Annotated in this window: 24 protein-coding genes and 1 tRNA gene; 8 read left to right on the forward strand and 17 right to left on the reverse strand. The window is 33.3% G+C overall.

Annotated elements, in window-relative coordinates; translation table 11 throughout:
- Nucleotide 1 precedes the first annotated feature (1 nt).
- The 4 genes from RTY06_RS13100 to RTY06_RS13115 form a co-directional block, all read right to left on the reverse strand.
- Complete coding sequence (locus tag RTY06_RS13100; RefSeq protein WP_312825445.1) at nucleotides 2-2,251, reverse strand: T9SS type A sorting domain-containing protein; 2,250 nt, start codon at nucleotides 2,249-2,251, stop codon at nucleotides 2-4.
- A gap of 1 nt (nucleotide 2,252) precedes the next feature.
- Nucleotides 2,253-3,203 carry a metallophosphatase gene (locus RTY06_RS13105; protein ID WP_312825446.1) on the reverse strand — a complete coding sequence of 317 codons (951 nt, stop codon included), beginning with the start codon at nucleotides 3,201-3,203 and terminating at the stop codon, nucleotides 2,253-2,255.
- Nucleotides 3,203-3,964, reverse strand: a complete 762-nt coding sequence (locus RTY06_RS13110; protein ID WP_312825447.1) for a 5'-nucleotidase C-terminal domain-containing protein — start codon at nucleotides 3,962-3,964, stop codon at nucleotides 3,203-3,205. Before RTY06_RS13110 ends, RTY06_RS13105 begins: the two co-directional genes overlap by 1 nt.
- A gap of 81 nt (nucleotides 3,965-4,045) precedes the next feature.
- Nucleotides 4,046-4,588, reverse strand: a complete 543-nt coding sequence (locus tag RTY06_RS13115) for a methyltransferase domain-containing protein (protein ID WP_312825448.1) — start codon at nucleotides 4,586-4,588, stop codon at nucleotides 4,046-4,048.
- A gap of 377 nt (nucleotides 4,589-4,965) precedes the next feature.
- On the opposite strand from RTY06_RS13115, the gene RTY06_RS13120 reads away from it, so the two are divergent.
- Both RTY06_RS13120 and dapA read left to right on the forward strand, forming a co-directional pair.
- On the forward strand, nucleotides 4,966-6,564 hold the full coding sequence (locus RTY06_RS13120; RefSeq protein ID WP_312825449.1) for a hypothetical protein: 1,599 nt from the start codon (nucleotides 4,966-4,968) through the stop codon (nucleotides 6,562-6,564).
- Between the two features lie 83 nt (nucleotides 6,565-6,647).
- Nucleotides 6,648-7,523 carry a 4-hydroxy-tetrahydrodipicolinate synthase gene (dapA, locus tag RTY06_RS13125; protein WP_116033071.1) on the forward strand — a complete coding sequence of 292 codons (876 nt, stop codon included), beginning with the start codon at nucleotides 6,648-6,650 and terminating at the stop codon, nucleotides 7,521-7,523.
- A 38-nt stretch (nucleotides 7,524-7,561) separates the two neighbouring features.
- On the opposite strand, the gene RTY06_RS13130 is transcribed toward dapA, so the two are convergent.
- On the reverse strand, nucleotides 7,562-7,957 hold the full coding sequence (locus RTY06_RS13130; protein WP_116033068.1) for a hypothetical protein: 396 nt from the start codon (nucleotides 7,955-7,957) through the stop codon (nucleotides 7,562-7,564).
- A gap of 17 nt (nucleotides 7,958-7,974) precedes the next feature.
- Entirely contained in the window at nucleotides 7,975-9,456 is a 1,482-nt protein-coding gene (mqo, locus tag RTY06_RS13135) for a malate dehydrogenase (quinone) (protein ID WP_312825450.1), read from the reverse strand.
- Between the two features lie 169 nt (nucleotides 9,457-9,625).
- Here mqo and RTY06_RS13140 point away from each other — a divergent pair, with 169 nt between their 5' ends.
- Together RTY06_RS13140 and RTY06_RS13145 are read left to right on the forward strand one after the other, a co-directional pair.
- Nucleotides 9,626-11,314: an ABC transporter ATP-binding protein gene (locus RTY06_RS13140; protein ID WP_312825451.1), complete on the forward strand. Its 1,689-nt coding sequence runs from the start codon at nucleotides 9,626-9,628 to the stop codon at nucleotides 11,312-11,314.
- A gap of 137 nt (nucleotides 11,315-11,451) precedes the next feature.
- The gene (locus RTY06_RS13145; RefSeq protein WP_116033060.1) at nucleotides 11,452-11,787 is read left to right on the forward strand and encodes a DUF3276 family protein; all 336 of its coding nucleotides are present in this window, start codon (nucleotides 11,452-11,454) and stop codon (nucleotides 11,785-11,787) included.
- 98 nt (nucleotides 11,788-11,885) lie between these two features.
- Here RTY06_RS13145 and RTY06_RS13150 read toward each other — a convergent pair.
- From RTY06_RS13150 to leuS, 10 genes are all read right to left on the reverse strand, one after another.
- A tRNA-His gene (locus RTY06_RS13150) sits at nucleotides 11,886-11,961 on the reverse strand.
- Nucleotides 11,962-11,994: 33 nt separating this feature from the next.
- Nucleotides 11,995-12,717, reverse strand: a complete 723-nt coding sequence (bshB1, locus tag RTY06_RS13155) for a bacillithiol biosynthesis deacetylase BshB1 (protein WP_312825452.1) — start codon at nucleotides 12,715-12,717, stop codon at nucleotides 11,995-11,997.
- An 84-nt stretch (nucleotides 12,718-12,801) separates the two neighbouring features.
- Nucleotides 12,802-14,436 (reverse strand): tetratricopeptide repeat protein, encoded by a 1,635-nt coding sequence (locus RTY06_RS13160; RefSeq protein WP_312825453.1) that lies wholly within the window; start codon nucleotides 14,434-14,436, stop codon nucleotides 12,802-12,804.
- Between the two features lie 112 nt (nucleotides 14,437-14,548).
- Nucleotides 14,549-15,415, reverse strand: a complete 867-nt coding sequence (locus RTY06_RS13165) for a substrate-binding domain-containing protein (RefSeq protein ID WP_312825454.1) — start codon at nucleotides 15,413-15,415, stop codon at nucleotides 14,549-14,551.
- A 1-nt stretch (nucleotide 15,416) separates the two neighbouring features.
- Nucleotides 15,417-15,599, reverse strand: a complete 183-nt coding sequence (locus tag RTY06_RS13170; protein ID WP_312825455.1) for a C4-dicarboxylate ABC transporter — start codon at nucleotides 15,597-15,599, stop codon at nucleotides 15,417-15,419.
- A 72-nt stretch (nucleotides 15,600-15,671) separates the two neighbouring features.
- Nucleotides 15,672-16,499: a TonB family protein gene (locus tag RTY06_RS13175; protein ID WP_312825456.1), complete on the reverse strand. Its 828-nt coding sequence runs from the start codon at nucleotides 16,497-16,499 to the stop codon at nucleotides 15,672-15,674.
- A 36-nt stretch (nucleotides 16,500-16,535) separates the two neighbouring features.
- The gene (locus RTY06_RS13180; RefSeq protein WP_312825457.1) at nucleotides 16,536-17,075 is read right to left on the reverse strand and encodes a biopolymer transporter ExbD; all 540 of its coding nucleotides are present in this window, start codon (nucleotides 17,073-17,075) and stop codon (nucleotides 16,536-16,538) included.
- Between the two features lie 7 nt (nucleotides 17,076-17,082).
- The gene (locus RTY06_RS13185) at nucleotides 17,083-17,688 is read right to left on the reverse strand and encodes an ExbD/TolR family protein (RefSeq protein WP_116033042.1); all 606 of its coding nucleotides are present in this window, start codon (nucleotides 17,686-17,688) and stop codon (nucleotides 17,083-17,085) included.
- Nucleotides 17,689-17,758: 70 nt separating this feature from the next.
- A complete protein-coding gene (locus RTY06_RS13190; protein WP_312825458.1) occupies nucleotides 17,759-18,622 on the reverse strand; it encodes a MotA/TolQ/ExbB proton channel family protein in 864 nt (287 codons plus the stop codon).
- A gap of 286 nt (nucleotides 18,623-18,908) precedes the next feature.
- A complete protein-coding gene (gene leuS, locus RTY06_RS13195; protein WP_312825459.1) occupies nucleotides 18,909-21,719 on the reverse strand; it encodes a leucine--tRNA ligase in 2,811 nt (936 codons plus the stop codon).
- Nucleotides 21,720-21,891: 172 nt separating this feature from the next.
- Here leuS and RTY06_RS13200 point away from each other — a divergent pair, with 172 nt between their 5' ends.
- Together RTY06_RS13200 and RTY06_RS13205 are read left to right on the forward strand one after the other, a co-directional pair.
- Nucleotides 21,892-22,647, forward strand: a complete 756-nt coding sequence (locus RTY06_RS13200) for a glycosyltransferase family 2 protein (protein ID WP_312825460.1) — start codon at nucleotides 21,892-21,894, stop codon at nucleotides 22,645-22,647.
- Nucleotides 22,647-23,273 carry a deoxyuridine 5'-triphosphate nucleotidohydrolase gene (locus tag RTY06_RS13205; RefSeq protein WP_312825461.1) on the forward strand — a complete coding sequence of 209 codons (627 nt, stop codon included), beginning with the start codon at nucleotides 22,647-22,649 and terminating at the stop codon, nucleotides 23,271-23,273. The genes RTY06_RS13200 and RTY06_RS13205 overlap by 1 nt, the downstream gene beginning before the upstream one ends.
- Here RTY06_RS13205 and RTY06_RS13210 read toward each other — a convergent pair.
- A complete protein-coding gene (locus tag RTY06_RS13210) occupies nucleotides 23,265-24,521 on the reverse strand; it encodes a glycosyltransferase N-terminal domain-containing protein (protein ID WP_312825462.1) in 1,257 nt (418 codons plus the stop codon). The two genes, RTY06_RS13205 and RTY06_RS13210, sit on opposite strands and share 9 nt — an antisense overlap.
- A 317-nt stretch (nucleotides 24,522-24,838) precedes the next feature.
- Between RTY06_RS13210 and rpmH the strand changes: the two genes are divergently transcribed.
- Nucleotides 24,839-24,997 carry a 50S ribosomal protein L34 gene (rpmH, locus tag RTY06_RS13215; protein WP_007843334.1) on the forward strand — a complete coding sequence of 53 codons (159 nt, stop codon included), beginning with the start codon at nucleotides 24,839-24,841 and terminating at the stop codon, nucleotides 24,995-24,997.
- 134 nt (nucleotides 24,998-25,131) lie between these two features.
- Nucleotides 25,132-25,842, forward strand: coding sequence for a cell division ATP-binding protein FtsE (locus tag RTY06_RS13220; RefSeq protein ID WP_089874943.1), 711 nt, complete (start codon nucleotides 25,132-25,134; stop codon nucleotides 25,840-25,842).
- Nucleotides 25,843-25,903: the final 61 nt, after the last annotated feature.

Raw genomic sequence — 25,903 nt, forward strand, 5'->3', positions numbered from 1 at the left:
TTTAATTCACAACAGCTATTTTTGCAGTTGCAGTGTCGGTTCCATCTTCGTTTGTCATTAGTACATAATAGATTCCAGAAGCGACTCTTACGCCACGCTGATTGTTAAGATTCCATTCAAAATAACCACCATTTGCCACAGCAGAATGTACTAGATTTCCTGCTGCATCTGTAATTCGGATATTAGTTTTAGAAGCTAATCCTCTGATCCTTACATTACCTTTATATTGAGCATAAACAACTGGATTTGGATAAACTAAAACATCTCCAAAATTGGAAGTTACCTCGGTTACATCACCTTGATAAACCATAATCCCATCCAATGTTGCAAAATAGACTTTACCAGTCTTCTCGTCTACTTGGATATCCGTAACACTATCATTGGGTAATGGAGAATTAGCTTTTGTAAAATGGTATATCGTTCTATCTCCACTAGGACTTAGGTAGAATACACCACCTCCATCAACCGAAACCCACTTTTGATTTCCTGAGTCCACCGTTATTTGTAATAACAAAGCATCACGGAAAAGCTCTTCCGCCAATCCGTTTTCTTCTATGATAATCTCGTCTGTTTGTGGACTATCTTCTAAGATTGCTGATTTTGGATTTGATAAAACTCTAAGCCCGCCTCTAGTACCAATCCAAAGATCATCATTTTTATCTAATGCAACGCTTGCACATCTATTATCAGTGGGTAAATTATTGTTTTTATTTAAAAACTTAAATGAATCATCAGATGTTGTAGCTGGTGTATTATTGTAGTTATAAACCAGCATACCACCTGGTGTATAAGGTACAGGAATATAAATCATCCCATCCTTTGCCAATGGCTTTTGAACATTATAAGTTACTGCAACATCAGTTAATGCAAAATTATCTGATTGTCTATTGTAGTAATAAAAACCACCCCCTTTAGTTGTATGAGAAACGGAACAAAGTAAATTATTTGTATCGTCAAAAGCACACCCAAAAGGTCTATTGATGTATGGACCTGCTGGTAAGCTATTAAGTTCTGTAAGGTAAGTCTTTGCCAAAACATCATCTGTCATTTTATAGATGCCTTTGCTATTAGTTTGCGTATAGTTGGTAAAAAAGACTTCAGAAGGATTGGAAGGATTAGGAACAACATCCATGATATTAAAAGTAATATCTGAATTTTGAATAAAATAATTTGGATATATCCACTTAGATCCATCAAAATGATAATAACCTAAATGGGAAGGATTTGGTGCAATATCATAATCATCTCTTACACCTGAAGACACCCATATCTGATTATTGAGAAGAGATAGTTTGTATGATGTGTTTTTATAAGGGCCATCCGGTTTCAAACTAACTTTTTGTTCATTATAAATCCCATCAAGTTTTGTCCCTGTATACAATGTATTATTATACATTATTGCCGTATTCAACTCTTCGCTAGCATTGAAATTTTTCTGTTGTTCACCATTCACACTGTAAACATAAACCTGATTTTGATCTGTAACAATAATCTGGTTTTCTGTAACTCTAAGGTCTCGAATATCTCCAAAAGTTCTTGGTATATTAGAAAACGTAGTACCATCACCATACCTAACCTGATTACCAGAAGAAAAAGCAATAATATTATTAGCATCTACTTTTCTAAAAATACCAGATTGTATAAAATTCGGGTTTACATTCCATTCAGAATAAATGGCAAATGTAGAATTGAGTTCATGTCGTTTTAACCCTAAATTAGTAGCTACATATACAAAATTATCTTTGATAACTGCCGAATTAACAGCTTCATAAACGCCTCCACTTGCAAAAAATGCCGTATCCCCAAATTCTCTACGAGAAATATTAAAAATAGAAACTCCATATCCGGCAGAAATTACAGCTCTATCTCCATTAATAGAAATATGATTAATTTTTTTACTCCCATTGTATCCTGTTGCTAATGGAATATCAACAATAAAATAAATCCCATTGGGCGTTATAACATCCATAGATCCATTCTGATAACCTACAATCCCAGTTTGTTTAGTAGCATCGTAATCAAAAGCAGCAATCTTAACATCATGAAGACCGTTGGCTTTGGACAGTTTTTTTATCTCTCCTGTTGATGGATAATAGAAGAAAATACCATTTTCTGTAGCAGCAATCAATCGGTCATTATCTTCTCTAATTTTTAAAACATTGTTATACGAGAACAAATCACCCCATTTACTTGTCTGAGCAAATGTAATAATCGCTATAAAAAGAGATAAAAGCAATAATTTTTTCTTCATTCTAAACTAGTATGTTTTCATCTATTAACTGATTATTCCAAGAAATATTTTTTACATCCTTATTTTTATCAAAATAAAAATCTAACCTACCCAACAAAATCCCTGCCCATCCTACTTGATTCACAATCACATTTTTATGATCTTTATTTTGAAAAGTCATAGGTTCTGGCAAAAAAGTATGTGTATGACCTCCTAAAATCAAATCTATTCCCGAGGTCTTCACAGCCAAATGTTTGTCCGAAATCTTCTCCGGATCATCTTTGTAATCGAAACCAATATGAGAAAGACAAATAATGACATCACATTTTTTTTCATTTTTCAAGAAGTCAGCATAATGCTGTGCCAGCTCAATTGGATTATGATAGATAGTTTCGCCATAATTTTTCTTTCCGACTAAACCATTCAACTCAATTCCAACACCAAAGATTCCTACTTTGATTCCATCTTTGTTGAAGATTCTATACTGCTCGGTTTTCCCATCAAGAATTGTATTTTTGAAATCATAATTGGAACAAATGAAGGGAAACTTCGCATTGGGTAAAACTTTCAAAAAACCTTCTAAACCGTTATCAAAATCATGATTTCCCATTGTAGAGGCATCATACTTCATCATACTCATTAGCTTAAACTCCAGCTCTCCGCCAAAAAAATTAAAGTAAGGAGTTCCTTGGAAAATATCCCCCGAATCTAAAAGCAAAACATTTTTTTCCTCACTTCTTATTTTATTAATTAAAGAAGCTCTTCTTGCAAAACCACCTTGATTGGGATTTTTTGTATAAGAAGCGTCAAAAGGTTCTATCCTGCTGTGTTGATCATTGGTATGCAGAATCGTGAGTTTATGTGCTGATTCTTTTTTCAGAATATCAAATTGCTCTGCTAATAAAAGATTGGGAGCCATTGTCAAAGCAAGACTTCCTCCACCAAGGTATTTTAAGAATTCTTTTCTTTTCATTAGTCCTGTACTTTTTTATCTTTGAAAATTAACCTTACATCATTAGGCTCCGAAACTTCTGGGTTTTGTTTGAATTTTTCCAGAAAAAGATCTCTCATTTTGATTCCCGTAGAGATGAGCTCCCCTTTTCCAAAGAAAAACATACTATCCCCTCCCAAAGCTAAATAATCTGAAGTGGCGAGGTAATAAGTTTTATTATAATCTATCGTTTTTCCACCAATAAGTTTTTTGGACAAGCTACCATTTTCAGTTTCGATAACGAGATGCGAAACAGGGTTGTTCTTCTGAGTTTTCAAATAATAATCAAATAATCCTTCCAACTCTTTTCCACTAATTTTGACAATGACAATCTCATTCTCAAAAGGCATCACCTCATAGATTTGCTTGGTAAGGATATCACCTTTTGGAATGATGGTTCTTATTCCGCCGATATTGATAACTGCAGCATCTACAGTTGGTAAATTATTTTTCTTTGCCCACTCATCTGCTCCTTCAAAAGTATAATCTGCTAAAAGATTACCTAGATTACTGTTATCACCAGACTTTGTAAGTTCTACATTGGTATGAGAAATTTTTGTATTCATTTTACCTTCCAACTCATGTTTGTAAGGCTGGATAATAGCATCCATTTCCTTATTCTCATCAATGTCGCTGGTAATATAAATATTCTTTTCGGTATGGATGTTTGCAATGTTAAGAGGTGCTTTACAACCAACTAACAGAAACCCAATGAGTCCGAATCCCAAAAGTTTGTTTATCATTACAAGAAAATATGGATACAAATCTAATGAATTTAGATATTTTAAACTAACTATTTAATCAATAGACCTATTACAGATCTATTAATTCTTGGTTAGAAGCAAGATGGTTTCATCTTTTCGAAGTCCAAAATAATCATCTTCTCCAAATGTTTTTATCTTAACTTCAAAACCTGTCTTTTTCAAACGATCTGCTAAGCTATCAACAGAATATATTCTTACATGATCTTTTTGCCCAAAATACTTCAGCCGATCAGCTTCTGTCTTAATGCTCGCATCTTCGTAAATCTCTCCTTGTTTAAAGGGCGTTTGGACAAAAGCGGTTCCTTTAATTTTCAAAACCCGATGTAACTCTTTCATAGCTATTGTATCCTCATCAATATGCTCAAGAATATGATAGCAAAATATAAAATCAAAAAATTGGTCTTCTTGTGGGATATCCGTGATGTCGTATTGATATTCTGAAATAAAATCTGTAGACAAATCCGTTGGAAAATACTGGATGTTCTTTGTTTGCTTCAATCTTCTATACAATGATCGTGAAGGTGAGAAATCCAACAATCTTATCTTCTCTTGATTGGAAAATTCTTTTTTAAACTCCGCAAACAATCGTCTATCTCTAGGCATACTTCCACAACCTGGGCAAAGTTTTTCCCCTCGTTGATTTAATAAAAATTTCCTAAATTTTCTATCACATATTGTACATTGATGGCTATTTCCCCAATAGAAGATGCTAATAAATCTTCTGAAGAATAATTCGTTTTTGATTAAAAAATTTTTGGGCAGAATTTTTTTTAGGCTATTGTACATTAAACAAAAATAATAAATTAAAAGTTCATAATAATTACAAATGAAGCCACAGAATGATTTGATTATTATTCATATTGAAGATAAATAACCTAAAAAGACAACACCTGCGAACAAGAATATTATCTTTTGCAAAATGATTTGATTATCATAAAACACCTATTCCACTACACATATCTACAAAAATATATCATTTGATGTTTGTTATCAAAAAAGAAACAGTACAAAATGTTGTTTTTCATTATTTTTGTGTTTTTATGCGGTGTATGGCTTTCAATTTTCTTCAACAAAAAGGAATCTTATATATTTTTTTCTGTCTTTCAGCAATATTTTTCTTATTCAATCCAGCGAAATTTCCGGCTGATGATGGCTTTTTCTATCCTCAAATTGCTTTCAATATCGTTCATGGGAAAGGTTCTTACTTCAATGATTTATATCTTACAAATGGATATCACCCACTTTGGATGCTTTTTTGTGTCATTGCAGAATTTATCAATCCGTTTGCAAAACAAAATGTAGTTTATATACTTTGGGCTTTACAAGTCTTTTTTGTGTTATTAAGTTTCAAAAAGCTAGAAGTATTTTTCACAGATAATCTTGTTGGCAAAATTCTAGGATTCTTTTGCATCAGTATTTTATTTTTCAGCTTAGGAACACTTTATCTTATTGAGGCACATCTTAATCTGTTCTGTTTTTGCTTGCTGCTTTGGTTTTTATCAAAACAAAAAAGCAACGATTGGATTTTTGGACTCCTATTTTCACTTGTTTTTCTCAGCAGATTGGATAACGTTTTTCCATTAGCATTTTTAGGAATTTATTATTTGGTTCAAAGAAAATGGGATTATAGAGTTTTTCTAAAATCCGGAATCATAATTTTATTAATCGTAGGCACCTATCTATTAAGCAATTTTTATTGGTTTGGAAGTCTTGTCCCAATTAGTGGAAGAATAAAAAGTTCTTTCCCACATCTTCAGCCCAACCTGTATCTAACGATCATTAGCAAGTTTTTCTTAATAATTAATGTTATTTCAATATTATTTTTAATATTAATAAAAACTATAAAGTACCGCTCTCTCAAGTTTTTCTTTGCATTAGGTTCATTATCCCAAATCCTTTATAACATTGGTTTTCAGTCTCAAATTGGGCAATGGTATTATGTTGCGCAAACTTTGGTTTTGGTTTTATTGATTGGAGACCTCACATTGTTATTAATAAAAAGAAGGAATTCCAATTACGTTGTTTATCCTATTTTGATTTCAGGAGTTTTAATTTCTTGTCTTATTGGATATTTTAAAATGAGTAGCAATTTCAGTATACAATTTACTTTGATGGATGAAAAATCTGAAATTGCTGACAGAAAACAAGATGAAGTAAAGGTTTTTGCTGAAGAAATTAAAAATACCTTACCCGAAAATTCAAGAATCTACACCTATGATTTTCCCGGAAAATTGGCTTTTTATTCTGATCTTAATATCATTCCTGCGGATGGATTGGTGGCAAATAAAACTTTCTTCGATGAAATATCAACTTTGAAATTTGATCAGTTTTTAAGAAAGAATAAAATTAGTTACATCAATTTGCCAGCGGCTTTCATCAAAGATGATGATTATAATTTTATAGGGATTTTCGTAAAAGTAAGAAAAGGAAAAGCTACTTATTTCATCAAAAATTCGATGACAAAAGAAAAAGTAGACTCGTTGGATTTGAAGAATTACAAGCTTATAAAATCCCATAAAAACCCTATCAAAACTTGGCAAAAAGAATATGATTCTATAAATGTTTTCCAGCCACAATAACAATAAAATTACTTTTCAGACTATATAAGTTCAAATTTTGTTTAAAATAAATTAACTTTGAGAAATTTAATTTTCAAATAATAATGAGTCAGTTAAAAGGCGTAGGTGTGGCTTTGGTAACACCTTTCAATGAAGATCTTTCTGTAGATTTTGATTCTCTTACCAGATTAATAGATTACAATATAGACAACGGAACCAATTTCCTCGTTGTTCTTGGAACTACAGCAGAAGCTGCAACACTTTCCAAGGAAGAAAAGGAAAAGGTGGTTGCGCACATCACTAAGATTAATAATAATAGATTACCTCTTGTTTTAGGAATTGGAGGAAACAATACGGCTGAAGTTGTAAAACAAATCAAGGAAACAGATTTATCAGATTTTGATGCTGTACTTTCGGTTTCTCCTTATTATAATAAACCAAACCAGGAAGGACTTTACCAGCATTATAAAGCTTTGGCTGAGACTGGCGAAAAAATTATCATTTATAATGTTCCAGGAAGAACTGGACAAAACGTAGAAGCTTCTACAACATTACGATTGGCTAATGAATTCCCCAATCTTTTTATGGTAAAAGAAGCCGCTCCTAATATCCTGCAATATTTCGATATCTTGAGACAAAAACCTGAGAATTTTTCTCTAATGTCTGGCGATGACGAATATACGCTTCCAGTAACTTTAGCTGGTGGAGACGGTGTAATTTCCGTAATCGGGCAGGCTTATCCAAAAGAATTTTCTACAATGGTAAAATTGGCTCGCAAAAGAGAAGTAGACGAAGCTTACAAGATTCATAATTCTTTGGTAGAAATCACCAGATTGATTTTTGCAGAAGGTAATCCTTGTGGTGTAAAAACCATTCTGGCAGAAAAAGGGATTATCAAAAATTACTTGAGACTTCCACTTGTTGCTGCTTCGGAAGGGCTTCAGGAAAAGATAAAACAAGAGATGCAAAAGCTTTCTTAATAAAACAAAAAGGTTCAGAAATTTCTGAACCTTTTTACTTACATATCTAATTTGATTTTATAAACATCCGAAGAATTCCTCACAATTCCTTCTTGGAAAAATCCATCATTTTGTGGAATCAGTTCTATAAAATCAAACACTTTACAACTTTTTGGCAACCCCGAGAAAACTAATGTAAACCAATATTCTTTTCCAAAAGGCACATCAGTCCAATCCGGAAAAAGACTGATATTCTCAAAATGAACCAACTTTGAAACGTGCTCAGATTGTCTATCAACCAAATAAGTGGAAGACCAAATCCTGATTTTCTCCTCCAGAAAAAATTCTGATTTGTAGCAACAGTGCAAAATCACCTGCTTTTCTTCTATAATTTCCGATTGGATTTTCTCAAGAAGTTCTTCTGCAATGTAAGGTTTTACAATAGTTTCACTCATTTTGATTGAGTTCAAAATTAATATTCCAATTCTAATTTTTCTTTAGAATATTCTCTGATTTGATTGATTAATTCTGGATGTTCAGCTAATTTTTTTCCATAGCTTGGAACCATTTCCAGAAGTTTATCGTGCCATTCGTTTTTCAGTTTTTCACCGAAACATTTCTCAAGAACCATAATCATTGCAAATGCAGAAGTACTAGCTCCTGGAGAAGCCCCTAAAAGCGATGCAATATTTCCTTCTTTATTCACCACAACCTCGGTTCCAAACTCCAACCTTCCTCCTTCGAAGCGGTCTCTTTTAATGATTTGAACCCGTTGTCCAGCGTGTTTCAATTCCCAATCCTCTTCTTTTGCATCTTTAACGAAATCTCTCAAATGTGACATTCTCTGAGATTTGTTCATTGTCACCTGCTGAATCAGATATCTTGTCAAAGGCATATTGTGCCACCAAGCACCAAATAATGAACGGATATTTTTGAAATTAACACTATCCGGCAAATCCAAATAACTTCCTTCCTTCAAAAACTTAGTTGAGAAACCGGCAAATGGGCCAAACAACAAGGCTTTTTTACCGTCTATGATTCTAAGGTCAAGATGCGGAACCGACATTGGTGGCGCTCCAACTGTAGCTTGCGTATAAACTTTAGCATTATGCTTTTCTACCAATTCCGGATTAGTTGTTACCAACCATTGTCCACTTACTGGGAAACCACCGTAACCTTTACTTTCTTCGATTCCTGAACTTTCTAAAAGAGGTAAAGCATATCCTCCGGCTCCAATGAAAACAAATTTTGCTTTCAGATTATGTTTAGTAAGGGTTTTTCTATTTTTAACTTTCAGTTTCCATTCTCCTTTTTTCATTGGGGAAACATCTTTCACTTCGTGATAGGTGAAAACATCTATAGATTCTTTCTCCTTCAAATAATCAATTAGTTTTGAAGTCAATTTTCCAAAATCCACATCTGTTCCCTGATCCATTTTTGTCGCAGCTAGTTTGTCGCTGGACATTCTTTTCTGCATCATTAATGGAACCCATTTTTCTAAAGTTTTGTGGTCATCTGCGTATTCCATTCCCTGGAATAATGCCGATTTTTGCAACGCAGCGTATCTTTTTTTAAGATATTCAACATCTTTTTCTCCAAAAACAAAACTCATATGTGAGCAAGAATTGATGAATTCTTTCGGATTATCTATCAAACCTTTGTTGATAAGATAAGACCAGAATTGCTTAGAAACTTCGAATTGTTCAGCAATATATTCTGCTTTTTTGATATCGATTTTACCTTCCTTTTCTGGTGTGTAATTCAGTTCACAAAACGCTGAATGTCCCGTGCCTGCATTATTCCAAGCAGATGAACTTTCCTTTGCTACTTCACCAAGTCTTTCAAAAATTACAATTTTGAGCTTTGGGTCAAACTCGTGGAGCATTGCCGCCAAAGTTGCACTCATAATACCACCGCCGATTAGAGCAATGTCATATTTAGGTTTAGGAGTCATTTATTTAGATTTTTCGAGTGCAAAATTACTGATAAATGTCAACTTATCAGACTATTTGATTTAAAAAATCTTATCATTTGTTAAGAAAAATCAAATCTATTTTTAAACAAGGCTTTGAAAATTTTATTTATTAATTTTGCATCGGCTTTGGAAAATCAAAGTTTGAAAAATGAAAGCTTTAAAAACACTGAATCCATATTTCTGGAAACATCGCGTCTTACTTTTTTGGGGATTTTTATTTATTATTCTAAGTAATTTTTTTGCGATTTACAAAATCCAATATATCGGACAGACAATCAACATCATAGAGAAAAACTACTCAACTCTCAAGTTATCTTCTGACCTTAGCATTCTTGATAACGTCAAGAATAATTGGGCTTATTTCAAAATCATTTTTATCAATTCCGGAATTCTAATCGGTTGTTCTCTTTTATCTGGTTTTTTCACTTTTATGATGAGACAAACCATCATTGTAGCTTCCAGAAGAATCGAATATGAGTTGAAAAACAAAATCTATCGCCAATATCAAGAACTTTCAATTACCGATTACAAAAAGACGACAATTGGAGATTTACTGAATAGATTAAGTGAAGATGTTGTTGCCATTAGAATGTATCTTGGCCCTGGAGTAATGTATGTTGTGAATTTAATTATTCTATTAATTATCACAAGTGTCTATATGTTTATGACGGATTTGCAGATGACACTTTGGACGTTAATTCCGCTACCCATTTTATCTTATGGGATTTATAAAGTTAGTGACATCATTAATAAAAAATCGAAAGTGATGCAGAAAAGCCAATCTGCAATTTCAACTTTTGTGCAGGATAGTTTTTCTGGAATCCGTGTGGTGAAATTCTTTAGTAAAGAAAGATATATTGAGAAAAATTACGGAATCAAGGTTAAAGATTACCAAGACAAAGCACTTGATTTGGCTAGAACAGAAGCTTACTTTTTCACGATTATCATTTTTGTCATCGGACTTTTGAATGTCGCTATTCTTTACATTGGCGGGCAAAAATATATTGCTGGGGAAATGAGTGTTGGTACAATTGCTGATTTCTTTATGTATATTAATATGTTGATTTTTCCTTTTTCAATGCTTGGCTGGGTAACATCTGTCAATCAAAGAGCAGAAGCCAGTATGCAACGTGTGAATGAGTTTTTGGAAGTAGAATCAGAAATCGTCAATACAAACAATGAAGTTTATCCAATCAATGGTGAAATTGAATTCCGAAATGTAAGTTACACTTATCCAAATACAGGAATCAAAGCGATTGAAAATTTAAGTTTCAAAATTGACTCGGGAAAATCTCTAGCCATAATGGGAAAAACAGGAAGTGGAAAATCGACAATCGCACAACTTCTTTGTCGTTTGATCGACCCAGATGAAGGTGAAATTCTCGTTGATGGAAAAAATCTAAAAACCCATAATCTGAAACTTTACCGAGACAAAATCGGTTACACACCGCAAGAAAGTTATCTTTTTTCTGATACGATTGAGAATAATATTGGATTTGCTGTTGACAATCCAAATCACAGCTTGGTAGTAGAAATGGCGAAAAAAGCAGATGTTCATAAAAATATTGAAGAATTCAAGAATCAATACGAAACAATGGTTGGAGAACGTGGCGTAATGCTTTCTGGAGGGCAAAAACAAAGGATTTGTATTGCTAGAGCTATGATAAAACAGCCTAATATTTTGATATTTGATGACTGTCTTTCTGCATTAGATACAGAGACGGAAGAAAATATACTTCAAAATATCGATAATGACATCAAAACCACTACTTCTATTATCATAACTCACAGAGAATCAAGTGCAAAAAGAGCAGACAAAATTTTGCATTTGGATTAATTATTCTAATATATTAATTTAAATTTTATCAAAAGTTTAAGAAAAACACTCATTTTAAACGTTTTTTTAACAAATAATTTTGAAATTCAGAGAATTCTATTATATTTGTTAATACACATTTTTAAAAATAAATAACAATGAGTGATTATAAGGAAAGACATGAGAATGAGATTTTCACTAAAGTGTTGAAAGCAGGCAGAAGAACGTATTTCTTTGATGTGCGAGAGACTAAGGCAGGTGATTATTATTTAACCATTACAGAAAGCAAGAAGAACTTTGGAGAGAATGGTGAAGCAACTTTTGAAAAACATAAGATTTATCTTTATAAAGAAGATTTCAAAAGCTTTCAAGAATTGTTTAATGACTCAACAGATTTTATCATCCAACAAAAAGGCGAAGATGTAATCTCTGAAAGACATGATAAAGACTTCAAATCAAAATCTTTTACAATAGAATCAGACGACGAAGTTTAAAAATAAAACGCATTATAAAATGCGTTTTTTATTTTTATAATCTTGATTACCATATAAAAACAAAAAAGCATTTCATAAATGAAATGCTTTTTTTCTGTGGGTGAATGAGGGGTCTCGAACCCCCGACCTCCGGAACCACAATCCGGCGCTCTAACCAACTGAGCTACAATCACCGTTTTTGCGTGTGCAAATATAACACTTTATCTTTTAATTACAAATTATTCCTTCAAAATTTTTAAGTGCAATCAATTTTTCTGTTGTAAAACCTTCTGCAAACTCAACCCCAGAAAGCCTTCCCAAATCTTGAGCTCTGTAAGTCAGGCTTTCTAGGAAGTCTTTTGTCGCAATAGGTGTTATTGGTTCTTTTGATTCTGGATTGTAAAATTGTGTTTTATAAGCTAAACAAGCTTCTATTTTTTGGTTCATAAATCCTGTAATATCAATCACAAACTCAGGGACTATATTTTTCCATTGGATATAATGAAAAATATGCTTAGGTCTCCATACTTCCTGAGATTCGTTATTATCAAACGTTTCTATCTTTTTAAGCCCAGATAAGAAACAAGCATCAGAAACTAGTTTTGCAGCTTTTGCATGGTCTGGATGGCGGTCATCTATAGCATTTGCCAAAACAATTTCTGGTCTATACTTTCGAATTTTCTCTACTATTTTAAGCTGGTATTCTTCAGAATTATTAAGAAACCCATCTTTTAGTTTAAGATTCTCTCTGGCAGTAATACCTAAGATTTTTGCGGCGTAGGATGCTTCCTGAGCTCGTGTCTCTGCTGTTCCTCTGGTTCCTAATTCGCCTTCCGTCAAATCAATAACACTAACTGTTTTACCTTCAGAAATTAATTTTATAATTGTTCCTCCACAACCTAACTCAACATCATCGGGGTGCGCTCCTATCGCCAGAAAATCACATTTCATAATTAAAATATTTATACAAAATTACTAAAAACAAAACTTCCCAACTTTGTAGGTTGGGAAGTTTTTATAATTTAATAACCTAAATTATTTATTCAATGTATTTTGAAGATTAATAGCATCTTGGTATGTTGGATCATACTCCAAAGATTTTGCGACATCTTGTTTAGCCTTTTCAGGATTTGTGTCTTTTTCCATAAATGCAACAAAGAAATATGCATAACCCAAACTTGGTTTACTAGCTTCGATCTCTGCTGGTTTTACAAGAGAAATAAATTTCTCATAAGAAGCTTTAGCCATATCATTGTTTTTGGCTTGTTGATAAGCATAACCTTGACTGTAATAAGCAGGAGCCCAATCTGGAAGAGCAGATGACATTTTGCTCCAAGTTAAAATAGCTCCATCCCAGTTTTGAACGTTCTGATACTCTGTAGCTAATTTGTAAAGTGAATCTGTATCACTAGGATTTTCTACAATCTTTTTCTTAAGAGCTTCTATTGCTGGTGAAGTAGGACCTTGATCTACAGAAGCTGAATTGATTCCTCCTTTTACTTTTGCTAGTTCCTCGTCCCATTTTAATGTTTCGTCTTTTGCAGCTTTTGCAACAGCAATTTTTTGTTGAGAAAGTGCTTCCAACTGTGCTTTTTTAGCAGCATCTTTTTCATCTTTCGCCAATCCTGCAGCAATTAAACCTTGTAAACCATCATCAGAGGGTTGGATTCTACTTTTTTCTGCTTTTGATAAAAATGTCTCAATGTTTTGTTGAGCTCCTACATAATCTCCATCTCCATATTGGATATAAGCACGCAATCTATATTTGATTACATCATCTACTTTATCAAAAACTGCATCTAATGTCTTTTTTGCATTAGCATAATCTTCATTTGTAAAATAAAGTTTAGCAATTTCTAATTGTGTATATGGATCCTCATCGGCATATTTGGTATAATTAATCAAATTCTGAGTGGCTTCTGCATTCTTCTGATATTTGATATTAAATCCTGCCAAAGCTTTGTAAGCTGGTGCATAAGTTGGATCTACAGCTATTGCTTTATCAATATTAGTTTTGGCTTGTTGCCATTGTTGAGCAGCAATCCAAAGTGTTCCTTTTCTTGTATAAACAGAAGCTTTATTTTTTGCAACAGCCTCTGCTTTATCATAGGCTGTCATTGCATTTCCTGGATCTTTCTTGATTCTATAAGCATCTCCAAGAGAATAATAATAGTTAGCAGGGACACCTTTTTTCTCTGCTTTTTCAATTGCTTTGTTCAAAAATGTAATTGCTAAATCTGGAGAACTATTTTTTTCAAACAACGTCAAAGCTTCACCAGCACGGAAAAGAACTTCTGCATCTTTTTCTCTAGAGTCTTTTACAATCTGCTGGATTTCTGCAACTGCAGACTTATCTCCCTTCCCTAATTTTACAGAAGCTAAGCCGAGTTTATTCAAATAACTTTTAGGATCTGCAGCAAGTCCTTTGTTGAAGCTTTCTTGCGCAGAATCAAAATTTGGATCAAATTGAGTTAAGAATGTATTACCTAAGTAGAAATAATTGTTAGCATCTTTAGGATCTTGATTAATAAGGTCTGTGAAATTTTGTTTTGCTTTCGCATATTTTTGGCTATCTACAAAATTAATACCGTCTTGTACAGATTGTGCAAAACTAAAACTTGTAAAAAACCCTACTGCTGCTGTTACAGCAATCTTTTTTGATAAATTCATTATATACTCTGTTTTCATTTTTCGTAACTATAAAATTCTTTTAGTGACAATATTTAGACCAAAATAAATATTTATATTTAAACTTTCTGTTAAATAAATATTAAAAGTTCAATTATCTCATTTGAACCTCTCTTTTAAAAATATTATACGGCTGGAGACCTTCTTTCTCTACAACTATCTGTCCTAACTGTTGACAAGAAAATCTAATAAATCCATTTCCCAGTCCATAATATGCTTCATTCGTAAGTAGATATAATACTCTTGTGAATGGATAAGTCATATCTTTCAGATTATCGCCATAAACATCGTAAGCTTTGTTATCCTTTATTACTTTAAGAACTTTCAACTCATTTCGAAGTTTTTCAGCTTCTTTGCCAAAAGGTCTACTAATAGTATTATAACTGATAACGCCTATTTTATCGGGATAATTTTTAAGTTGTTCTGCCACATTCTCATTTCCATTGATGATAGAAAACTTAAGATCCGAAGGATTTTTATGGAACTTCTGAGCAATAAAATTAAGATTACTGGAATTAGTCCCATCAAAAATTAATCTTTTTTTGTCTGATGAAAGTTCATTGTAGATTTCATCTATAGAAATTGATTCTAATGGAGAATCTTTTGGAACCACAAAAAGAACAGCATCAGCAGCAAATCTGGCAGGTTTCCAAGGTAAATCAATCTTTTTGTCAAAAGCCTCTTTTTCTTTTTTCGACAATTCTCTGGACATTACAATCACTCTAACTTTCTTATCCAAAAGATCAAGCAATCCCAAATCTTCTTTTTTTATAACAAGATTAATTTTTGTTTTTGGATTAAGTGCAGTATATCGTTCAACTAATGCTTCTGAGACGCTTTTAAAAGATTCATCAGCTTCAATTGTAATTTCACCTTTATTTGGATTGTCAATATCTTTATCTTTTGAACAAGAGGACATCATAGCAAAACTTGCTATAATCAGAAAAAATATTTTTTTCATTTTAATTATCTTTTTTGAGCGCTAATATTGCTCTTACAAATCTGAATATACCATAAACTATTAATAAAGCTCCCAGAGGATAAGCGATATTAGATATTACGATTTCCAGATATCTGTAAGCAATAACAAAGATACCGAAAGCAATGTAGAGAAATCCTACAACTAGAGAAAGCCATTTATACATATCACAAATTTAATAAAAAAAAGAGAAGTTATAATAACTTCTCTTTTATATAAAGTATTACAAATTAAATCCTTATTGGAATTGCATTGTAACAGGAATAGAATAATAAGATCTTACATTTTCTCCATTTTTCTTAGCTGGAGTCCATTTTTTAAGTTTCTTAACAACTCTAATTGTTTCTGAGTCAAAATCACTATTTCCAGATTTCTGAGTTACTCTAACATCTGAAACGGTTCCATCTCTTTCCACAATGAACTTAAGTTTAACTGTCAATTGACCTTCTCCTTCCATTGAGGAGGTATCAACATTATCCGCGATAAATCTTCTTACACCATTTAATCCTCCTGGGTAATCTGCATTTTGATCTACAGATTCATAAACTTCGTTCGTGTTAATTTTAACCTCAGCAACCTTACCTGTTCCACTAGATGGTGGTGGAGGCGGTGGCGTATAAGCAGGAGTCTTAACTCCTTCTTGGTTAGCGAGCCCCGTAGTTGTTTCCAATTGTTTTGTAATTGGTGGTGGTGGTGTTTCAATCTTTGGTGCCTTCTTAGGTTCAGGAACAACATTCTGAATCACCTCTTGTTGTTCTGGCTCCTTTGGAGGAGGCGGTGGTGGTGGTTCTTCTTCTTTAGGTTGCTCTAGGATTGGTTCTTCTTCCAAGATATTCACCAACTCAGCCTCTACTTCTACTTTATCTTTAGCATTCATTTGCTGAATTTTAAGATAGATAAGAGGAGAAACCGCAAGAAGAATAAAGAAAGCAGTTCCTATCAAGAAAGATCTTGTAAGCAACTTAGGATACGCAGTTCTAAGATCATACGCACCGTATTCTTTATTTCTATTTTCAAATACAATCTCGTCAAGAGAAAGATCGTACTTCAAATTTTCGTCTGCCATTTTAATAATATTAAATATGATATTTGTAGTGAGAAATTACTCCCCAACTTTCTTTTTGTAAATAGCTAACTCCCAAGGTTTGATATCGGTAACCCCATATCTTTCATTTTTGGTAATAGCCATTTCATCAAGAATATCTACAAAATTCTTATATACTGCATCGTCTGTTGGCTTGATAATTACTGTGAATTTTTCTTTATCAGATGCTCCAGCTCTTGCTCTCTCAATTACTTTCGTAATACCTTCTCTATCGAAGTTTGTTTCAACAAGTGTTTGATCGTTAAGACCAGCTTGATCCTGTTGGTGATAGAAAATTTTGTTATCTTTTCCTATGATAATAGAAATTGAATTATTCAATTTGATTTCTGTTTCTGGTGGTTTCTGGTTTTCCTTAGGTTTTGCCGGAAGACCAAGATCCATTACATTAGGTTTACTAAATGTTGTGGTGAACATAAAGAACATCAACATTAAGAAATTCAAATCAACCATCGGTGTCATATCTACACGTGGATTCTGCTTTTTCGAGCGGACCTTACCGCCTTTCCCGGAATCCTCTTTTACTTGTACTTCTGCCATTTCTTGATTAATTTTTATTTGTCTCTTGTGATGTAATCAACCAAAATTTAAGAAAATCAATATCTCTTAAACCTTCAAACAAGCTTTTTACTTTAGGATATTTTGTAGTCACATCTCCTTTAATCGCTAACTTATAGTTAGGATTAACGGCAAGACTCTGCTCTACCCAATCAATTAATTGCTTATTTGTACTATCCATCGGGATACCTTCTTTTGCTTTGAAAGCTTTTTGTTGTTCTGCAGGCAGATTCAAAAAACTTTTCAACTGTCCCATTGGTACGCTTACCGCTTCTACTTTTGCAAATGCAGCTTTTTCTGGGTTTGTAAAAGTCATTTTGTACTTCGCTCCCATTTTATCCAAAAGTTGTATTTTCTCTGAACCGTTATCTACCGGCTGAAAATAGAATACACCATCTGGAGTAACACTTACAGTCATAAGACTTGCATCAGGAAGTAACTTCTCTGATATAGAAGAAGGCGGTTTTATCTGTGCCACATCGGGCTTTTTGAACTGAGTAGTCATAATGAAGAATGTAAGAAGTAAGAATGTTACGTCACACATTGCTGTCATATCTAGAGCTACACCATGTCTTTTTGGTTTAATTCTCGCCATTATTTTGTCTATTTAACTATTTGATGAAATTTAAAATGTAAGACTACATTTTAAGAAAACACTCAGTTTCTTAGTGAAACTCAGCAAAAGATTGTTGGATGCTCATAGAGATCTCGTCGATCTTGTAAGTCAAACCATCAATTTTTGATGTAAAATAGTTATAAAGAATAATTGCAATTGCAGAAGTACCAATACCTAAAGCTGTATTCATCAAGGCCTCAGAGATACCGATTGATAATGCAGCAGCATCTGGTGTTCCACCTGCTTCTCCCAACGCTTGGAATGAACGAATCATACCTAGTACCGTACCTAATAACGCTACCAACGTTGCAACTGTTCCTAATGTAGAAAGAATATTCATGTTCTTTTCTAACATTGGCATTTCAAGAGTAGTAGCCTCTTCAATAGCCTTATTAAGACCAGCCATTTTTTGTTCTTTGTCTAGAGTTGTATCGTGAGCTAATGCTTTGTAAGTCGTAAGACCTTCTTTCACTACATTCCCGATAGAACCTTGTTGTTTGTCGCACTCTTCTAAAGCTTCATCTACTTTGTTTTTGTTAAGTAAGCTTCTGATTTTTACAACAAAATTATCAACATTTCCACTTCCAGAAGCTTTGTTCAATACAATAGCTCTTTCAATAGCGAAAACAATAACGATAATCATAAAAGTAATCAACACAGGAACAAGAACTCCTCCCATATAAATAACTCCTAATCCGTGTGGGTGCAATTCTGTCCCTTTGATATCAGCAAATGCTACTGAAGCTGTACCAGCTGTACGTGCATCCTCCTGAAAGTTAGATGGATTACCTAAAACAAATAAAAAGATTGCAATACCAATAGCAAATAAAATTGGTATAATTACCGCAGGATTAAGACCTCCCTTTTTTCTAGCAACTACTTGCTCGTCTGTGTTTGAAACATTCATTTCCATATTAAAACTAAATTATAATTGTTAAATTTTATCGTGTAAAATAAAGTCAATTTTTTGAAAAATGCAAAATTATTTCAGGTTTGACTTCTATTTTTTTTATCTACTAAATTAACTTATTTTAAATATTAATTAAATAAAAGCAGGGTTTTTATGAATTCTTTATCTCTTTTCAAAACATTAAGGAAATATAATTAAAATTACACTTCATTATTTATGATTCTCATTTCAGTATTTTCCAATGCGAAGAATAATAAATTTTCTTAATATCTCTTAAGATTCTCTAAAATCAGATAACAATATTAATGATTTTCTTTGGAACGAAGATGAAATTTTTAACTGATTTATCTCCTAAAAACTTCTTCACGTCATCATTCTCCATCATTAGTTTTTCAACTTCTTCTTTTCCTAGGTCAGACGCCAACTTTATCTTAAATTTCATCTTCCCATTGAAGCTCACTGGATAATCAATCTCATCTTCAATTAGATAGCTTTCATCAAGCATTGGAAATTGTTCAAATTCAATAGATATGCCGTTTCCTAGCAAATTCCATACCTCTTCACAAATATGCGGTGCATATGGTGAGATAATAACAGCCAAAGGTTGCAAAATATTGCGTTTGTTACATTTTAATTTCTGCAATTCGTTCACAGCAATCATAAAAGATGATACCGAAGTATTGAAAGAAAAATTCTCAATATCGTAAACTACTTTCTTGATTAATGTATGCAGAACTTTATATTCTTCTTTTGTTGGTTCTTCTTCAGAAACTGAGAAATTATCGCCATCAAAATATAGATTCCAGAATTTTTTCAGGAAACCATAAACTCCACTTAGACCTTGCGTGTTCCAAGGTTTGGATTGTTCTAATGGACCAAGGAACATTTCGTACAATCTTAAACCGTCTGCCCCATATTCATTACAGATATCATCTGGGTTGACGACATTGTATTTTGATTTGGACATTTTTTCAACTTCACGACCTGTGATGTATTTTCCGTCTTCTAAAATAAATTCTGCATCAGCGTAATCTGGTCTCCAAGATTCGAAAGCTTCAGTATCTAATTCATCAGTTGTTCCTTTCAATAAAGAAACATCAACGTGGATTGCTTGAGTTTTGTAATCTTTTGCTAAATTTTTAGAAACATATTGATTAGTTCCGTCAATTCTATATACAAAAGCACTCATTCCCAAAATCATCCCTTGATTAATCAACTTTTGGAAAGGCTCATTTTGTTCAATATATCCTCTGTCATTTAAGAACATATTCCAAAAACGAGAATACAACAAGTGTCCTGTTGCGTGCTCACTTCCTCCGATATACAAATCAACTTGTCCCCAATAATCCGATAATTCTTTTTTACAGAAAACCTCATCATCATTCGGGTCCATATATCTTAGGAAATACCAAGAACTACCAGCCCAACCAGGCATAGTTGATAATTCTAATGGGAAAACAGTTTTATCATCAATCAAATCTGTATCAACCACTTTCTGATTCGCTTCATCCCAAGCAAATATTTTCGCATTTCCTAATGGTGGGTCGCCGTCTTCTGTCGGTAAATATTTTTCAACTTCTGGAAGTTCCAAAGGCAAAGCAGAATTTGGCAAAGTGTATGGCATTCCTTCCTTATAATATATAGGAACCGGTTCGCCCCAATATCTTTGTCTTGAGAAAATCGCATCACGCTGTCTGTAATTCGTAGTTCCGTGACCGATTCCTTTGTTTTCGATTTCAGCAATTATTTTTTCTTTGGCATCATTATAATTAAGACCATTCAAGAAATCAGAATTCACACAAACCGAATCTTTAGAATCATAAGCTTCTTCCTGAACATCTACATCAGATTCTACAACCTTTATAATTTCAAGATTAAATTTCTTCGCAAATCTGTGGTCACGCTCATCGTGCGCAGGAACAGCCATTACAGCTCCCGTTCCATAACCCATCAGCACATAATCCGAAATATAAACCGGAATTTTGTTCCCATTAAAAGGATTAATTGCATAACTTCCCGTGAAAGCACCACTCACATTTTTCACGTCAGCCATTCTATCACGTTCTGTTTTTTTCGAAGTTTCTTCTATATAATTAGCAATTTCCGTTGCTTGTTCTTCAGTTGTTAAATTTTGCACCAGAGGATTTTCCGGCGCCAAAACCATAAAAGTCGCACCGAAAATTGTATCAGGTCTTGTTGTGAAAACTTCAATCGTTTCTCCGTTTTCAGTTGAGAATCTAACTTGCGCTCCTTGAGATTTTCCAATCCAATATTCCTGAGAATCTTTCAAAGGTTGTGGCCAGTCCAAAGTTTTCAAACCTTGCAACAATCTTTCAGAATATGCAGATATTCTCATACTCCACTGCATCATTTTCTTTTGGAAAACAGGAAAGCCTCCTCTTTCAGATTTTCCGTCTTTCACCTCATCATTAGCTAAAACGGTTCCCAAAGCAGGGCACCAGTTCACAGTTGTTTCCGCTCTGTAAGCTAAACGGTAATTCAATAATATTGCGCCTTTATCAATTTCAGAAGCATTTTTCCATTCTTCTGCAGTGAAATTTAATTCTTCATTTTGATTGGCATTTAATCCTTCGCTTCCTTTTTCCTCAAAATGTTGGATTAAGGTTTCGATAGACTCTGCTTTGTCCGTATTTTTATTATACCAAGAATGGAACAACTGAATAAAAATCCATTGCGTCCATTTATAATAAGAAGCATCCGAAGTTCTCACTTCCCTACTCCAGTCGAAAGAGAAACCAATTTTTCTTAATTGCTCCTCGTATCTCGTGATATTTTGTTCCGTTGTAATTGCAGGATGCGTTCCTGTTTGGATAGCGTATTGCTCAGCCGGAAGTCCAAAACTATCGTAACCAACCGGATGCAAAACATTGAATCCTTGATGTCTTTTATATCGCGCATAGATATCAGAAGCAATATAACCGAGCGGATGTCCCACGTGAAGTCCAGCTCCGGAAGGATACGGAAACATATCTAGGACGTAAAATTTCGGTTTATCGGTTGAGTCGGAAGTCTTGTAAGTTTGATTGTCTTCCCAATATTTTTGCCACTTTTTTTCTATCTGCTGATGGTCGTAAAACATTCTATAAAGTAAGAATTAATAATGAATAATTTTTTTTTAAGATTCACAAAGTTAAGATTTTGAGAGGAAATGACAATTTTAAATTTTTAACGCTATTAAAACTCAAAAATGAAGTCTTTTCTCTTTATTCTTTTATCTTCTTGTCTTTATCTATCTTTGTAAAAAATCGCAAGTGCCTGAAATTTCTATCATCACACCGAGTTATAATTCTTCAAAATACTTGAACGAAACCATTGATTCTGTCCTCAATCAAACTTTCCAAGATTGGGAATGGCTGATTACGGATGATTGTTCAACGGATAATTCGGTGGAGATTCTGGAAAAACAAAACGATTCCCGAATCAAAGTTTTCAAAGCTGAAAAAAATGGAGGCGCAGGTCACGCGAGGAATATTTCTTTGAAAAACGCAACAGGAAGATTTATCACTTTTCTGGATGCAGATGATTTTTGGGAACCCAATTTCCTTGAGGAAATGGTCAATTTTATGAAATCCGAAAATGCAGAATTAGCTTATTCCACTTATTCGCGTTGTGATGAAAATCTGAATCCTACAGAAATTGGAGACTTTGAAGCAGACACAATTGTTAATTTTAATAATCTTTTGAAAACTTGCAGATTATCGCTTTTAGCATCGATGTATGATTCTAGAAGGGTTGGAAAATTCTATTTCCCCGAAGGTACAAAACGGGAAGACCACGTAATGTGGTTAGAATTATTAAAGAAAATCCCGCAAGGAAAACCTTTGAAAAAAACTTTGTCAAAATACAGAATGTTGCCCAACAGCGTTTCCCGAAATAAAGGTAACATTATGAAAGACCAATATTTAGTTTATAAAGATTATATGAAATTTTCAACTTTGAAGTCTTTGTATTACACAGCCAATTGGGCATTCAACGGATTTATCAAATATTCAAAATTGTTTAATTAATGGAATATTCAAAAGAATTCAAACAGGCTTTGAGCGAGTTTTCTTCAAAAGAAAAAGACAAACTAATTTTCCGATTATTGAAGAAAGACAAACTACTTTCCAAGAAATTATATTTCGAACTCATCGATGAAGAAACAACTGATGATAAAAGAAATACAATGGAAGAAAACATCCGTGAAAGGATTCTGGAGATTTCTAAATACATTGGCAATCAAAAATATTTTTTGGTACTCATTAGAAAACTAAGTGCAGAAATCACCGAACACGTCAAAGTGACAACTGATAAATTTGGGGAAGTTTCTTTGAATTTATTTCTGATTAATGAAATCTTAGAACATAACAAAAAGCTTGGTCAGCAAAGATTTGATAACGTTTACAAACTTTACATTTATCTCATTAATAAAATCTTCAAAGCATTGACTTTAATCAAAAAACTGGACGAAGATTATTGGATGGAATTTGATGAATTATTGGAAAATCTCAATGATAAAATTGATAACAATATTTATTTAAGCAAACTTTGCGTCAATAATGGTTTAGATTTCAATTGGCTGAAATGTGAGAATATTCCTGACCATTTTGAATTGATTGTAAAAAATATCAAAAGTGAAGGATTTTTAAGATAGAATTTTCTTCACAATAATCTCCGTAGAATTCGGTTGAGAGTTGACAAATTCAAAGGCTTTTTCGGACATTTCTTTTAGATAAGATTTTTCTTCGCCTTCGGTTTGGAAATCTTTTTTAATCACTTCTGTAATAAAAGCCGAAGCTACTACAAAATCATCAAAACTTTTTCCGCCTTTCGCTTCAATCAATGCATCAGCTTCCGGATTTTTCTTATACTGATTCCCGAAAATAACAGGAACACCATAAACAGCCGCTTCCAAAATGTTATGCAATCCCGCCGAGTGAAATCCTCCGCCAACAACTGCCAAATCCGCATAAGAATACAATTTAGATAATTTCCCTATTGAATCGATGATTAAAATCTGAGAATTTGAAAAATCAGGCGTTTGAGAATTTTGCAGACTACTATATAATATAGCGTTCGGAAAAAGACTTTTCAAATGCGGAACTCTGTGCAAATCGTGTGGCGCAATTACGATTTTGGTTTCAGGAAGTTTTTTCACCAAAACCTGCGCAATATCTTCTTCCGCTTGCCAACTGCTTCCTAACACAATCAGTTTTTGATTCGCTTTGAATTCTTCTATAAATTCCAAATGATTATCTCTGTCGTGAAATTGCTTCACTCTGTCAAATCTTGTGTCACCGGAAACAGTAGAGTTAGTTAATCCAATTTTTTTTGCTAAAGCCAAAGATTTAATTGTCTGATGAAAAAACCAATCGATATTTTTCTGAAGCTGTTTTGCAAACCATTTCCCATAACTTTCAAAGAAAACCTGATGCTCATAAAACAAAGCCGAAATCACATAATTTTTCGTTCCTCGATTTTTCAGTTCTTCTAAAAGATTGTACCAATAATCATATTTCACAGTGAAGAAAATCTCCGTATCAAAAGTGGAAACAAATTCTTTGACATCTTTTTTTCTATCAAAAGGCAAATAACAAATCGCATCGGCAATCTGTTTTCTTTTTTTTACATTTTCATAACCTGAAGGCGAAAAAAAAGTCACCAGAGTTTTATGTTCAGGGAATTGTTCTTTCAATTTTTCGAGAACCGGCAAACCTTGTTCGTACTCGCCCAAACTCGCAGCGTGCATCCAAAGCACTTTTTGTCCCTGAATTTTTTCACGAACGATTTTCAAAGATTCTTTTCTTCCTCGGACCCCTTTTTTTGTTTTGGAATCGAAGAGCGAAAAGACTTTCATCCCGAAAATCATTAGATGGATAGAAAGATTGTATAGCGATTTCATCTTTTATTTTTCTACTGCAAATATAGACTTTCAGAAAATAGAGAAAGGATGGAAGACTTATAATTGAATGTAAACTTTTTATGATAAATCTTGTTTTATGATGAATCTGCAGCCCGACTTGAGCGGAAATCCTTTTTACGCAACAAAGTGGAGTGAAAAGATTGGGAGCGGAAGGCGGATTAAGCTGTCCTAATTATCAATATAGCCTCGAAGTAAAAATTAACATAAAAAAGTTTTTAATTATTTGTCATTCGAAATAATATTTCTATATTTGCAATCTGAAAATTTAATAAAATTACGAACTAAATATATTAGTGATGAGTAAAAGAACATTCCAACCATCTGAAAGAAAAAGAAGAAACAAGCACGGTTTCCGTGAAAGAATGTCTACACCAAACGGAAGAAGAGTGTTGGCAGCTAGAAGAGCGAAAGGCAGAAAGAGCTTAACTGTTAGTGCATCTCGCGCTAAGAGATAATTTCTTAAAATTATCATATACAAAATGTCTGGACAATGTTCAGACATTTTTGTTGTTAAAATTTCCCAAAAGTAAAAGCTTAAAAATAAGTTTTTGCTATTTTTGACTTTCACAAACTTTCAATTTCCGAAATTATGCCACACAGAAATGACCCGGGTATCGATATTATAGATTTGAGCAGCGCAAAAATTGTTCAGAAAAACTTTACCGTCCTGAATAATGTTGACCTTCATATCAAGAAAGGAAAATTCTGTTATTTGATTGGAAAAACAGGTTCTGGAAAAAGTTCTCTTCTGAAAGTTCTTTACGGGCAACTTCCTTTGCAGGGCGGAAGCGGACAAGTCGCAGGCTTTGATTTGAAAAAATTAAAACAATCTGATGTTCCTAACTTAAGAAGAAAATTAGGAATTGTTTTCCAAGATTTCCAATTGTTATCTGACAGAAACATTGAGAAAAATCTTCTTTTTGTCCTACAAGCAACCGGCTGGAAAGACAAACACAAAATGGAAACAAGAATTGATGAAGTTTTGTCAAGCGTTGGAATGAAAACCAAAAAGCACAAAATGCCACACCAACTTTCTGGAGGTGAACAACAACGTGCGGCGATTGCAAGAGCACTTCTGAATCATCCAGAATTAATCCTTGCAGATGAGCCAACAGGAAACTTAGACCCAGAAACTTCTAACGACATTATGACGCTTTTGAAAAATCTTGCAGAAGAAAATCATTGCGCAGTTGTAATGGCGACACACGATTATCATATGATTCAGAATTATCCAGGAGAAGCAATTAGATGCGAGAATGGCGAAGTTTCTGTTTTGGATACTGCGGAATTATTCGAATAAAATATAGAAATTAGAGAATAGAATTTAGACATTAGATTCAAATTCTAAAACTAAAAACAAA

Origin of the sequence: Epilithonimonas sp. (assembly GCF_032055105.1) — a bacterium.
GTDB lineage: Bacteria > Bacteroidota > Bacteroidia > Flavobacteriales > Weeksellaceae > Epilithonimonas.